The 12330-nt window shown below is 52.7% G+C and carries 14 protein-coding genes; 10 read left to right on the top strand and 4 right to left on the bottom strand.

Annotated elements, in window-relative coordinates; translation table 11 throughout:
• Window positions 1-3: 3 nt before the first annotated feature.
• The 10 genes from FDW92_RS07935 (at window position 4) to FDW92_RS07890 (ending at window position 8674) form a co-directional block, all read left to right on the top strand.
• Window positions 4-279 carry a EutN/CcmL family microcompartment protein gene (locus FDW92_RS07935; protein WP_042307565.1) on the top strand — a complete coding sequence of 92 codons (276 nt, stop codon included), beginning with the start codon at window positions 4-6 and terminating at the stop codon, window positions 277-279.
• Window positions 280-287: 8 nt separating this feature from the next.
• On the top strand, window positions 288-1295 hold the full coding sequence (pduO, locus tag FDW92_RS07930; protein WP_042307563.1) for a two-domain cob(I)yrinic acid a,c-diamide adenosyltransferase PduO: 1008 nt from the start codon (window positions 288-290) through the stop codon (window positions 1293-1295).
• A complete protein-coding gene (gene pduP / locus FDW92_RS07925; RefSeq protein ID WP_042307561.1) occupies window positions 1292-2677 on the top strand; it encodes a CoA-acylating propionaldehyde dehydrogenase PduP in 1386 nt (461 codons plus the stop codon). The genes pduO and pduP overlap by 4 nt, the downstream gene beginning before the upstream one ends.
• Window positions 2678-2687: 10 nt before the next feature.
• Entirely contained in the window at window positions 2688-3800 is a 1113-nt protein-coding gene (locus tag FDW92_RS07920; protein WP_042307559.1) for a 1-propanol dehydrogenase PduQ, read from the top strand.
• On the top strand, window positions 3797-5152 hold the full coding sequence (gene pduS, locus FDW92_RS07915) for a cobalamin reductase PduS (protein WP_042307557.1): 1356 nt from the start codon (window positions 3797-3799) through the stop codon (window positions 5150-5152). Before FDW92_RS07920 ends, pduS begins: the two co-directional genes overlap by 4 nt.
• A 2-nt stretch (window positions 5153-5154) precedes the next feature.
• Window positions 5155-5709 carry a propanediol utilization microcompartment protein PduT gene (pduT, locus tag FDW92_RS07910; protein WP_003030201.1) on the top strand — a complete coding sequence of 185 codons (555 nt, stop codon included), beginning with the start codon at window positions 5155-5157 and terminating at the stop codon, window positions 5707-5709.
• Complete coding sequence (gene pduU / locus FDW92_RS07905; RefSeq protein ID WP_032939586.1) at window positions 5709-6059, top strand: propanediol utilization microcompartment protein PduU; 351 nt, start codon at window positions 5709-5711, stop codon at window positions 6057-6059. Before pduT ends, pduU begins: the two co-directional genes overlap by 1 nt.
• A gap of 4 nt (window positions 6060-6063) precedes the next feature.
• Entirely contained in the window at window positions 6064-6516 is a 453-nt protein-coding gene (gene pduV, locus FDW92_RS07900) for a EutP/PduV family microcompartment system protein (RefSeq protein ID WP_042307555.1), read from the top strand.
• Window positions 6501-7715 carry an acetate/propionate family kinase gene (locus tag FDW92_RS07895; RefSeq protein WP_042307553.1) on the top strand — a complete coding sequence of 405 codons (1215 nt, stop codon included), beginning with the start codon at window positions 6501-6503 and terminating at the stop codon, window positions 7713-7715. The genes pduV and FDW92_RS07895 overlap by 16 nt, the downstream gene beginning before the upstream one ends.
• Window positions 7716-7807: 92 nt before the next feature.
• A complete protein-coding gene (locus FDW92_RS07890; RefSeq protein ID WP_042307551.1) occupies window positions 7808-8674 on the top strand; it encodes an L-threonine kinase in 867 nt (288 codons plus the stop codon).
• Window positions 8675-8714: 40 nt separating this feature from the next.
• Here FDW92_RS07890 and FDW92_RS07885 read toward each other — a convergent pair whose 3' ends face one another.
• The 4 genes from FDW92_RS07885 to dacD form a co-directional block, all read right to left on the bottom strand.
• Window positions 8715-9050, bottom strand: a complete 336-nt coding sequence (locus FDW92_RS07885) for a DUF496 family protein (protein WP_032939582.1) — start codon at window positions 9048-9050, stop codon at window positions 8715-8717.
• 238 nt (window positions 9051-9288) lie between these two features.
• Window positions 9289-10347, bottom strand: a complete 1059-nt coding sequence (locus tag FDW92_RS07880) for an FUSC family protein (RefSeq protein WP_038641701.1) — start codon at window positions 10345-10347, stop codon at window positions 9289-9291.
• An 86-nt stretch (window positions 10348-10433) separates the two neighbouring features.
• Window positions 10434-10901 (bottom strand): DNA gyrase inhibitor SbmC, encoded by a 468-nt coding sequence (gene sbmC, locus FDW92_RS07875; RefSeq protein ID WP_042307550.1) that lies wholly within the window; start codon window positions 10899-10901, stop codon window positions 10434-10436.
• Window positions 10902-11025: 124 nt separating this feature from the next.
• A complete protein-coding gene (gene dacD, locus FDW92_RS07870) occupies window positions 11026-12198 on the bottom strand; it encodes a serine-type D-Ala-D-Ala carboxypeptidase DacD (RefSeq protein ID WP_042307548.1) in 1173 nt (390 codons plus the stop codon).
• Between the last annotated feature and the right edge of the window lie 132 nt (window positions 12199-12330).

Raw genomic sequence — 12330 nt, 5'->3', positions numbered from 1 at the left:
GCTATGCATCTGGCACGGGTTACAGGCGTTGTTGTCTCCACGCAAAAGTCCCCCTCCCTGGTCGGGAAGAAGCTGTTACTGGTACGTCGGGTGAGTGCTGACGGAGAGCTGCCAGCCTCCCCGACGACCGGGGACGAAGTCGCCGTTGATTCTGTCGGCGCGGGAACCGGCGAACTGGTTTTACTCAGCAGCGGCTCCAGTGCCAGGCACGTTTTCTCCGGCCCAAATGAGGCCATCGATCTGGCTATTGTCGGCATTGTCGACACGCTTTCTCGTTAGGAGGAACTATGGCGATTTATACCCGCACTGGCGATGCCGGTACAACGGCCCTCTTTACCGGGCAACGCGTAAGCAAAACGCATCCACGCGTCGAGGCTTACGGGACGCTGGACGAACTCAATGCGGCACTTAGCCTGTGTATTTGTGCGGCGAAAAGCCCACAGCACCGCCAGTTACTTGAAAACATTCAACTGCAGCTTTTTTGGTTCAGCGCCGAACTCGCCAGCGAGAGCGAACAACCAAACCCAGAGCAGCGCTACATCAGCTCAGAAGAAATTGCAGCATTGGAAACCGCCATCGATACCGCGATGGGTAGAGTACCGCCGCTGCACAGCTTTATTTTACCTGGCCGCAGCGAAGCCGCCAGCCGTCTGCACTTTGCCCGCACGCTGGCCCGCCGCGCAGAGAGGCGACTGGTCGAGCTCTCTGCCGATATCGACGTCAGACACGTTCTGATGCGTTATATCAATCGTCTGTCCGACTGCTTATATGCGCTCGCACGGGCAGAAGATCATGACGCCCATCAAAACGACATTATTCAGAAAGTGGCTGAGCGCTATCTCTCCGCCATCCGTACATCAGCCATAAAGGAGCCGGCGATGTCTCTGTCTTTTCAGGAGCTCCACCAACTGACTCGCGCTGCAGTAACAAGAGCAGAAGAACTTCAGGTCCCGGTCGTCATCAGCATTGTTGATGCGAACGGGACCCAAACGGTGACCTGGCGCATGCCTGACGCATTGCTCGTCAGTAGCGAACTGGCACCTAAAAAAGCCTGGACCGCCGTGGCGATGAAAACCGCCACGCATGAATTAACGTCTGCGGTGCAACCAGGCGCAGCGCTTTACGGCCTGGAAAGCCATATGCAGGGAAAAGTCGTCACCTTTGGCGGCGGGTTCGCATTATGGCGTGAAGGTTTACTTCTTGGGGGTCTTGGCATCAGCGGGGGAAGCGTTGAACAGGATATGGACATTGCAGAAACGGCCATTGCGGCGATTAACGTGAGAACACATCAATGAATACTTCAGAACTTGAAACCCTCATCCGTAACATTTTGAGTGAACAACTCGCCCCGGCAAAAACAGAAACCAAAGGAAACGGAATCTTTCCGTCCGTTGGCGAAGCTATCGATGCCGCTCATCAGGCTTTTTTACGTTACCAGCAATCTCCATTAAAAACCCGCAGCGCCATCATTCACGCCCTGCGAGAAGAACTGACGCCTCATCTTGCTTCCCTGGCCGCTGAGAGCGCATCTGAAACTGGAATGGGCAACAAAGAGGATAAATTCCTCAAGAATAAAGCTGCGCTGGACAACACTCCAGGAATCGAAGATCTCACCACCACGGCACTGACCGGCGATGGCGGCATGGTGTTATTCGAGTATTCACCGTTTGGCGTGATTGGCTCCGTCGCCCCCAGTACCAACCCGACGGAAACCATAATTAACAACAGCATTAGTATGCTGGCTGCGGGGAACAGCGTTTATTTTAGCCCGCATCCGGGTGCGAAAGCGGTCTCACTCAAACTGATTGCCATGATTGAAGATATTGCTTTCCGCTGCTGCGGGATCCGGAATCTTGTCGTCACGGTCACAGAACCCACTTTTGAAGCTACCCAGCAGATGATGGCACACCCTAAAATTGCAGTTCTGGCGATTACCGGTGGCCCTGGCATTGTTGCTATGGGCATGAAAAGCGGGAAAAAAGTCATTGGCGCAGGCGCAGGAAACCCTCCCTGTATTGTCGATGAAACTGCCGACCTGGTTAAGGCGGCGGAAGATATCATCAACGGCGCATCCTTTGATTACAACCTCCCCTGCATTGCTGAGAAGAGCCTGATTGTTGTTGGTGCCGTTGCCGAACGCCTGGTTCAACAAATGCAGTCTTTTGGCGCGCTGCTTCTCACTAGCGAAGAGGTAGACAAACTGCGCGCAGTCTGTCTGCCCGAAGGCATGGCCAATAAAAAGCTGGTAGGGAAAAGCCCGGCAACCTTACTGGAAGCCGCAGGAATACCTGTTCCGGCAAAAGCACCTCGATTACTGATAGGTCTCGTCAAGGCTGACGACCCGTGGGTTACCAGCGAGCAACTGATGCCAATGCTCCCCGTCGTCACGGTGAGCGATTTTGACAGTGCGTTAACGTTGGCCCTGAAAGTTGAAGAGGGATTGCATCACACCGCCATTATGCATTCACAAAATGTGTCGCGTTTGAATCTTGCCGCACGCACGCTTCAAACCTCCATTTTTGTGAAAAATGGCCCCTCTTACGCCGGGATTGGCGTGGGTGGTGAAGGCTTTACCACCTTCACGATCGCGACGCCAACCGGTGAAGGAACAACATCGGCACGTACTTTCGCACGCTCTCGTCGTTGCGTGCTGACAAACGGTTTTTCTATTCGCTAATGGGGCCGTTATGAAAAGCTTTTCACTGCAAACTCGATTGTACAGCGGTCAGGGAAGCCTGGATGTGCTCAAACGTTTCACGAATAAGCATATCTGGATTATCTGCGATGGTTTTCTTGCGCGTTCTCCTGTGATTGAAAAGCTGCGCAACACGCTTCCTGCGGATAATCGCATCAGCATTTTCAGCGATATTACCCCCGATCCAACCATTAGCACGGTGGTGCAAGGGATTGCGCAAATGCAGTCTCTGCAACCAGATGTTGTCATTGGTTTTGGCGGAGGCTCAGCGCTGGATGCCGCGAAAGCCATCGTTTGGTTCAGCCGACAGTTCGGTATTGAAATCGAAACCTGTGTTGCTATTCCAACCACCAGCGGGACAGGCTCGGAAGTGACCAGCGCCTGCGTGATTAGCGATCCGGATAAAGGCATTAAATATCCGTTGTTTAATAATGCGCTTTACCCGGATATGGCCATCCTCGATCCAACGCTGGTTGTCAGCGTACCTCCAGCCATCACCGCGAATACCGGCATGGACGTCCTGACGCATGCGCTGGAGGCTTACGTGTCCACGAAGGCCAGCGATTTCACCGACGCGCTGGCGGAAAAAGCGGCACAAATCGTCTTTCAGTACCTTCCCGTCGCCGTCAGTAAAGGCGAGTGTCTGGCAACCAGGGGGAAAATGCACAACGCGTCGACACTCGCGGGAATGGCATTTAGTCAGGCGGGGTTGGGGATAAACCATGCGATTGCCCATCAGCTAGGCGGCCAGTTTCATCTGCCACACGGACTTGCCAATGCGCTGCTGCTGGCCCCTGTCATTCATTTTAACGCCCGCGCCCCCAGAGCCGCGAAGCGCTATGCCCGTTTCGCTAAAGCCTGCCATTTATGCCCGGATAATGCGAACGATACGGCTGCGCTGAATGCGCTCATTCATCACATTGAGCTTCTCAAAAAACAGTGTGCGTTACCTTCTTTAGTAGACGCGCTCAAAGACGGAAAGCAAATCTGGTCACAGCGTATACCGTCGATGGTTCAGGCCGCGCTGGCTGATGTCACGCTGCAAACCAATCCTCGTGTTGCCGACGCCAGTGCCATGCAGGAACTGCTTGAGGAATTATTATGAATACAGCCATGACGGCAGAGTCCACGCTTTATGATGCGCAGACGATACGCGAACGCGTTCGGGCTGCTGGCGTTGTCGGGGCAGGCGGTGCGGGTTTTCCTGCACACGTAAAATTACAGGCGCAGGTCGATACATTTTTGGTGAATGCCGCCGAATGTGAACCGATGTTAAAAGTTGACCAGCAATTGATGAGCGTCCAGGCAGGTCGACTTATTCGCGGCGTTAAATATGCCATGACGGCTACCGGAGCCAGTGCCGGTATTATTGCGCTTAAAGAAAAATACCAGAATGCTATCAATGCGTTAGTTCCCCTGCTGCCTGCCGATATCCGGTTACACATTTTACCAGATGTCTACCCGGCCGGTGACGAGGTGCTGACCATCTGGATGGCAACAGGCCGGAGGGTCCCACCTGCCGCACTGCCGGTCAGCGTCGGCGTGGTGGTCAATAACGTCCAGACCGTGCTCAACATCGCCAGAGCGGTTGAACAGCAATATCCCGTTACCCGTCGCACGCTGACCGTCAACGGCGCAGTCGCCAAACCAATCACTCTCACTGTCCCTATCGGGATGTCACTTCGCGAGGTGCTGGCGCTGGCGGGAGGCGCAACCGTTGACGATCCTGGATTTATTAATGGCGGCCCGATGATGGGCGGTCTGATTACCTCCCTGGATACCCCCGTCAGCAAAACCACCGGGGGGTTGCTGGTTTTACCAAAATCTCATGCGCTGATTCAGCGGCGAATGCAGGATGAACGCACCGTGCTTTCCGTCGCAAAAACCGTATGCGAGCAGTGCCGTTTGTGTACGGATTTGTGCCCAAGGCACTTAATTGGCCATGAATTATCACCACACCTGCTGGTTCGCGCGGTTAATTATCAGCAGGCGGCCACACCACAGCTGCTGCTCACGGCCCTGACCTGCTCAGAATGCAATGTCTGTGAAAGCGTAGCCTGTCCGGTTGGAATATCGCCGATGCGAATCAACCGCATGCTTAAACGCGAACTACGGGCGCTCAACCATCGTTATGAAGGGCCGCTAAATCCTGAGGATGAAATGGCGAAGTACCGGTTGATCCCGGTTAAGCGCCTTATTACCAAACTGGGTCTTAGCGACTGGTATCACGATGCGCCATTGGCTGAGACTGATTATTCCACCGATGAAACGACGCTGTTGCTACGCCAGCATATTGGCGCCAGCGCCATCCCATGTGTACAGCAAGGCGATCGCGTTGTTCGCGGTCAATGCGTTGCCGATGTGCCGGCAGGCGCATTAGGTGCGCCAGTCCACGCCAGTATTGACGGTATTGTCAGCGAAATCACTGAGCAATCCATCACGGTAATAAGAGGTTAATCATGTCTCAGGCTATAGGGATCTTAGAACTCACCAGCATTGCCAAAGGAATGGAAGCTGGCGATGCCATGTTAAAAAGCGCGAATGTGAATTTACTGGTCAGCAAGACCATCTGCCCGGGAAAATTCCTGCTTATGCTTGGTGGTGACGTAGGCGCAGTACAGCAGGCAATAGCCACTGGTACATCTCTTGCTGGCGATATGCTCGTTGACAGTCTGGTACTGCCTAATATCCATGCCAGCGTACTCCCGGCGATCAGCGGGTTAAATAGCGTGGATAAGCGTCAGGCCGTCGGGATTGTTGAAACATGGAGCGTGGCGGCCTGTATCTGTGCCGCGGATCGCGCAGTTAAAGCTTCCAATGTCACATTGGTTCGCGTGCACATGGCATTTGGTATTGGCGGCAAGTGCTACATGGTTGTCGCTGGCGATGTATCCGATGTGAATAACGCAGTAACGGTTGCCAGTGAAAGCGCGGGTGAAAAAGGCCTGTTGGTTTATCGTTCTGTCATACCTCGCCCGCATGAAAGCATGTGGCGGCAGATGGTGGAGGGATAATGGAAAGACAGCCCACCACGGATCGTATGATCCAGGAATATGTTCCTGGCAAGCAGGTCACGCTGGCGCATCTTATCGCCAATCCCGGAAAAGATTTGTTCAAGAAGCTGGGATTACAGGATTCAGTATCCGCAATCGGGATTTTGACGATTACCCCCAGCGAAGCCTCAATTATCGCCTGCGATATCGCCACGAAATCCGGGGCGGTAGAGATTGGTTTTCTCGACCGATTTACCGGCGCAGTGGTACTGACGGGCGATGTCTCCGCCGTTGAGTACGCGCTGAAACAGGTAACCCGAACGCTGGGCGAAATGATGCGTTTTACCGCTTGCCCCATCACCCGGACGTAATCTCATGAAACGCATCATGCTAATCGGACCCAGCCAGTGCGGAAAAACGTCGCTCACACAATGCATGCGGGGAGAAGCGCTTCACTATCAGAAGACCCAGGCCATAGTCTGGTCGCCCACAGCGATAGATACACCGGGCGAATACCTTGAAAACCGCTGTCTGTATAGTGCGCTGCTGGCCAGCTCCTGTGAAGCAGACATCATCGCGCTGGTCCTCAATGCTGACGCGCCGTGGTCACCATTTTCTCCCGGTTTCACCGGCCCAATGAACCGACCCGTTATTGGCCTCGTCACTAAAGCCGATTTAGCCAACCCGCAGCGCATTTCCCTCGTTGAGAGCTGGTTAATCGAGGCTGGCGCGCAAAAAGTGTTTGTCACCAGCGCGCTGGAGAATACTGGGGTCGATGAGATGTTCATTTTTCTGAATGCAAAGGAACTTTCATGTCTCACAAAATAATGGCCATTAACGCGGGGAGTTCCTCGCTTAAGTTTCAGTTGCTGGCGATGCCGCAAGGTGAAATGATCTGTCAGGGGTTGATCGAACGTATCGGTATGTCTGATGCGCAGGTCACCCTTAAGACGCCAGCGCAGAAATGGCAGGAAACATTGCCCGTAGCCGATCACCGTGAAGCAGTGACGCTGTTACTGGAAAAACTGCTCAGCCACAACATTATCAGCAGTCTGGAAGAGATTGACGGCGTAGGGCATCGCGTTGCGCACGGTGGGGAATCTTTTAAAGACTCCGCGTTGGTGACTGATGAAACGTTGGCGGAAATCGATCGCCTTGCCGAACTGGCGCCGCTACATAACCCGGTAAATGCCCTGGGGATCGCGGTATTTCGCCAGCTATTACCCGAAACGCCAGCCGTTGCGGTTTTTGACACGGCTTTTCATCAGACTCTTGACGAGCCTTCTTTTATTTATCCCCTGCCCTGGCGTTACTATTCAGAGCTGGGTATTCGTCGTTACGGTTTTCATGGCACCAGCCACAAATACGTCAGTGCCCAGCTTGCAGAAAAGCTGGGAGTGCCCCTCAGCGCCCTGCGCGTCGTTTGTTGCCATCTCGGCAACGGCAGCAGCATCTGCGCCATTAAGGGTGGGCAATCGGTTAATACCTCAATGGGATTTACGCCGCAGTCAGGCGTAATGATGGGCACGCGAAGCGGCGATATTGACCCATCGATTTTGCCATGGATTGCCCTGCGCGAAGGCAAAACACCGCAGCAGCTCAACCAATTGCTCAACAATGAATCCGGACTACTCGGTGTCTCTGGCATCTCACCTGACTATCGCGATGTTGAACATGCCGCAGATGCAGGTAATCATCAGGCGGCGCTGGCGTTGACGCTTTTTGCCGAGCGAATTCGCGCCACCATTGGCAGCTATATTATGCAGATGGGCGGCCTGGACGCGCTGGTGTTTACCGGTGGGATCGGCGAGAACTCAGCGCGAGCGCGAGCGGCAATTTGTCGCAATCTGAATTTCCTGGGACTGGTCGTCGATGAAGAAAAAAATCAGCGAAACGCCACGTTTATTCAGACAGAAAATGCGCTGGTTAAAGTGGCGGTGATTAATACCAATGAAGAGCTGATGATAGCGCAGGACGTTATGCGTTTAGCGATATCAGAAACTGTGACATTGGGCATTCCCGCTTAGCGCTGCCGCACCGCAAATTGCGGCAAATCATGGTAATAGCATGATCGCCATGACACTATGCGCCGAAGATTGCTGATCACAAAGGTGAAGACGTGGCTGTTGCGCAATGTCCCGCATCGTGCGGAGAACTTATCCAGGGCTGGATTCTGGGCAGTGAGAAATTGGTCTCCTGCCCGGTCGAATGGTATAGCACCGTTGAGGTCACTTCAGGCTCGCCGCTGGCAGAGGAACGTCCACTTTCACGGGCGATGGTTAATCGGCTATTGCAGCACTGGCAGTACCCGGCGCAGATGAGTCAGGATATCCGAATTGATGTCCAGTCAACTATTCCCATCGCTAAAGGAATGGCCAGCAGCACTGCAGATATTGCCGCCACCGCTGTCGCCACAGCACATCATCTGGGCCATCACCTGGATGAGCCTACGCTGGCGCACCTTTGCGTTTCGCTGGAGCCGACCGACAGCACCGTTTTTCGTAAGCTTACCCTTTTCGATCATAACGACGCCTCCACACAGATTTCCTGCGAAGCCCAGCCTCAACTCGATCTGTTGGTTCTCGAAAGCCCGGAGATCTTGCGTACTGCGGATTATCACCGTATTCCCCGTCATGCCGGGTTACAGGCAGGCGCTCCGGCCCTCAAACAGGCATGGGAAAAAGTACAGGATGCCTGTATCAGCCAAAACCCTTACCGGTTGGGCGAAGCCGCTACGCTTAGCGCAGTCGCCAGCCAGTTGCTGTTACCGAAGCCAGATTTTGATTTGCTCTTAGCGCTGGTAGAGGAATGTGATTTATACGGCGTTAACGTTGCGCACAGCGGCAGCGTTGTCGGCCTGATGCTGGACAGAACGCGTCATGATGTGGATTACATAAAATGGATGCTGACGCAGAAAAAACTGACGGTTCACTGGCCGGAACAGCATTTATTGCGGATGGTCGCAGGCGGAGTTGAACTGCGATAAGGGTCGCCGCACAGCAGCGACCCGGACAAGCATAAAATCGTTACTCAGCTTTCGCTTCGCCGTTTTTCAGTTCGCCCATGGCTTTCAGTTTCTTAGAAATATCGCGGCGCTCTTTTGAGATCTCAGCATTTTTGATGATGTAATCATCTACGCGATCTTCGTAATCGCTTTTCATGCTGGCAATAATGCCCTGGATCGCTTCGACGCTCATCCCAGGCTTGATGTAGTCGCTCAGGTTGTCCAACAGCAGGACACGTTTCTGGTTGTCACGGATCTTTTTCTCAACGTCCTGGATTTCACGTTGCAGTTTGTTTTTACGACGGAACAGACGAACAAATTCCAGCACGTCCTGGAAAGAAGGCTTGGTAGTTTCCATTTTTACACCCCTGATAATGTGAGATTCGGATTCGTTAAAACAACGGCTAAAGTGGGTCAACATTACTTTCATGCCCGCCATACTTCAAGTTGCATCTGCATCGACAATGCATGGTTGAAACCTGAATTATCGAGGGTAAAACCATTGCAGTTACCAATGGTTTTAGCCTTTTTCAGTATCATACCTCTAATCTTTGCTGAATCGAAGCAGCAGTAGAACCAATCCCCTCATCTGCTCTTTATTTGCGCAACGCGCGACAGATTAAATGCGAAAGTAACTCCAGCTGTCGCGCCATCTCCATATTCAACCAAACGTAGCCGTGAATAGGCGTTTCCGCGACATTATCACCTTTATGCTCAGCGATAAGCTGACGCAGCTCCACCACGGTATCGTTGAGCTTCTCCGTATTCGCCAGCACTGGCTGCGGGTTACCTTCATATAATGCATGCGTTATTGTCAGTAGCGCCTGCTGCGTCCTGAGCTGGGTTTCACGCAGAGTATGCGCGTTCAGCATAACAAAATGGCTGGTACGGCTGGCCCAGAGCGCATTAATTTGCAGCTCCAGCATGCAGACGAGGTTACGATTAACCGTCTGAATAGCCTCAAAAATGGATTTCTGAATGTGTGTTTCTTTACTGGCAGGGACGATGAGCCCGCGCATTTTGACAACCTCGCTCAACAGCTGTTGTAAATGCTTCTCCAGTCGCGGTTGTTCAAGCAGATTGGGGGAGAGCGCCGCCTGGTACACCCGATTGTACCCCGTTACGCAATGCGCCAGCTGAATACGCCAGTGTATAAATGCCCGTTGTGGCCACACGCCGGTAAACAGCATCGCCAGTAACGATCCCAGAATAACGTCGCCGCCACGCCATAACGCCGTATTCATATCCCCAGCGGGCGCGCCCACAACGACAGCAAGCGTAATACCAATCAGCAGCGCCTGATACGGTTTTTTGCCCAATGCCAGCCAACCGCAGAGAAACATCGCCACCGCGCACCATATCAGCATTAGCGGAAGCGAAAAAAGCTCCAGACGCAGGGCCACCAGCCCAAGCACCGATCCCAGGATCGTGCCGCCAATCCGTTCAAAAGCTCGGGGAACAACGTTACCCCAAAAAGAAATAGGCCCCATGATCACCACCAGAGTGATCAGAGGCCATGTACCTTCAGGAATGTTTAACAGGCGTACCAACAGAAAAGTGAGAATAAACGCAAGCGCAATGCGAATACCGTGCACTACACGATAATGACGATACAAACGAATTTCAAAAGGACTCAGTGACTTATTGGCACGCACTCATGCACTCCGTCAGCGAATAGCAAAGAACAAAATTGTACTCGTTTTTTGCCTGAAAATATCATCCTGTTTTGCATCAAAAACAGTTACTTCGACTGCACCGGTATGTACATTTCAATGTCCCAGTAGCCATCCTCCATGCCATTGTTCATGTACACTTCAAAGCAGGGTTTAGCGGCTATTTCGTAAGTCGTATCCTGCATCAGGCGGTCAAAGAACTGATACCAGGGCGTGGCAAAATCATGATTTTCAACGCGCGCAACGGCAATAGCATAGTCGCCACCCGCCACTTCGGTCAGGATCACCCCTTCGCTATTTTCCGGGATCGCAAAATCTTCAGGCACGGATACCACGGTATCGCAACGCAGTTTCTCCGCCGGGACAACGTCAGGATTGTCGTAATAAACGGCTATCCATTCCAGCGGAACAATTTGCTTCCCGTCGACCCACTTCATTAACTGCTCAAAACCTTGCTTTACCGTTTGTTCCCACGGACCAACCATGTGAAAACCGGCAATCCTGCGTTTATCGACCTGCTTAATCTCGTACTCCATATAACCTCCGCGATTACACTGTGTTTATATACAGTATAATTTTTAGGTATTACGGCCACAAGCAAATAGTGATTATTATGTGAGCAGATTCGCACTCTTGCCAGTCAGGCTTTCCAGGAAATAACTACGCCTTATGGTGGAAATAATCGCTCAGACGCGAGAAAACGCCGCCTTCGCTGACGGACTCCAGCGTAACCAGAGGCCAGTGCGCCACCAGCTTGTCCCGATCGTAGAGTTCAATTTCACCCACACGCTGATGTGCCGCGATTGGCGCGACCAGTTCTTTCTTATCAAGGACATATTTTGCTTTAATGTTAGCGACTTCCGTTTTAGGCAGGGCCATCCAGAAATCCTGCTCGGTGCCCAGGCTGATTTTTTCTTTGTCGCCATACCAGATCCGTTCAGTACCGACCTGCTTACCGCTACGCAAAACCTGCACCGTATCGAAGTTTTGTTGCCCCCATTGCAGCAGCTTACGCGCCTGGTCTTCACGCCCTTTCGCACTCTCCGCCCCCATCACAACCGCAATCAGTCGACGTTTTCCATCAACGGCGGAAGCGATCAGGTTGAACCCGGCCCCGGACGTATGCCCTGTCTTCAGACCATCAACGTTCATGGTTTTATCCCACAACAGGCCATTACGGTTTTGCTGCGTGATTCCGTTCCAGGTAAGGCTTTTCTCACTGTACATATGGTAGAAATCCGGTTCACCATGGATGATAGCCCTCGACAATACGGCAAGATCGTAAGCAGAGCTATGCTGACCTGGCGCATCCAGACCATGGACCGTTTCAAAATGGGTGTCCTGCAGGTTCAGCTTTTGCGCATAGCTGTTCATCATCGCCACAAACTGCGGTTGTCCCCCGGCGATGTAATCCGCCAACGCCACGCAGGCATCATTACCTGAATCAACAATTAGCCCGCGGCTGAGGTCGCGCACCGAAACACGATCGCCTTGTTTCAGGAACATCAGGGATGAACCGACGAATACCGGATTGTCTTTCGCCCAGGCATCGCGCCCAACGGTGACAATATCGGTTGGACTAATGCGCTTACTGTCGATTGCGCGATCAACAACATAGCCGGTCATCAGCTTGGTCAGACTGGCGGGGTTACGTTGCTGGTGTTCATTACCGGCTGTCAGAATTTGGCCCGTGGTGTAATCCATTAATACCCACGCCCCGGCATTTATCGCAGGCGGCTGAGGGGCGAAGCTGGTGGCATCGGTCGCCCAAGCGGACGTAAAACTCATCGTGAATAGTGAAGCGGCAATAAACAAACGGCGTTTCAACAGCATGTCCTCAGAAAAGGGAGAAATAGCCGTTCTTTTTACGGAAGTTCTGTCGAACAAACTTGAATAAATTGCAAGAAAATGTGACACAAGGCACATTTTCTTGCTGTTATACAAGGCTGTCAGAGACAAACCGCG

It is taken from the genome of Citrobacter sp. wls706 (assembly GCF_005281305.1).
Lineage (GTDB): Bacteria > Pseudomonadota > Gammaproteobacteria > Enterobacterales > Enterobacteriaceae > Citrobacter > Citrobacter werkmanii.
Note: the sequence above shows the minus strand (reverse complement) of the source record. Positions and strands in the feature narration are given on the sequence as shown.

Excerpts from the sequence above, each read along its gene's own strand:
- FDW92_RS07935 (WP_042307565.1), top strand. The coding sequence starts at position 4 with ATGCATCTGGCACGGGTTACAGGCGTTGTTGTCTCCACGCAAAAGTCC.
- pduO (WP_042307563.1), top strand. The coding sequence starts at position 288 with ATGGCGATTTATACCCGCACTGGCGATGCCGGTACAACGGCCCTCTTT.
- pduP (WP_042307561.1), top strand. The coding sequence starts at position 1,292 with ATGAATACTTCAGAACTTGAAACCCTCATCCGTAACATTTTGAGTGAA.
- FDW92_RS07920 (WP_042307559.1), top strand. The coding sequence starts at position 2,688 with ATGAAAAGCTTTTCACTGCAAACTCGATTGTACAGCGGTCAGGGAAGC.
- pduS (WP_042307557.1), top strand. The coding sequence starts at position 3,797 with ATGAATACAGCCATGACGGCAGAGTCCACGCTTTATGATGCGCAGACG.
- pduT (WP_003030201.1), top strand. The coding sequence starts at position 5,155 with ATGTCTCAGGCTATAGGGATCTTAGAACTCACCAGCATTGCCAAAGGA.
- pduU (WP_032939586.1), top strand. The coding sequence starts at position 5,709 with ATGGAAAGACAGCCCACCACGGATCGTATGATCCAGGAATATGTTCCT.
- pduV (WP_042307555.1), top strand. The coding sequence starts at position 6,064 with ATGAAACGCATCATGCTAATCGGACCCAGCCAGTGCGGAAAAACGTCG.
- FDW92_RS07895 (WP_042307553.1), top strand. The coding sequence starts at position 6,501 with ATGTCTCACAAAATAATGGCCATTAACGCGGGGAGTTCCTCGCTTAAG.
- FDW92_RS07885 (WP_032939582.1), bottom strand. The coding sequence starts at position 9,050 with ATGGAAACTACCAAGCCTTCTTTCCAGGACGTGCTGGAATTTGTTCGT.
- sbmC (WP_042307550.1), bottom strand. The coding sequence starts at position 10,901 with ATGGAGTACGAGATTAAGCAGGTCGATAAACGCAGGATTGCCGGTTTT.
- dacD (WP_042307548.1), bottom strand. The coding sequence starts at position 12,198 with ATGCTGTTGAAACGCCGTTTGTTTATTGCCGCTTCACTATTCACGATG.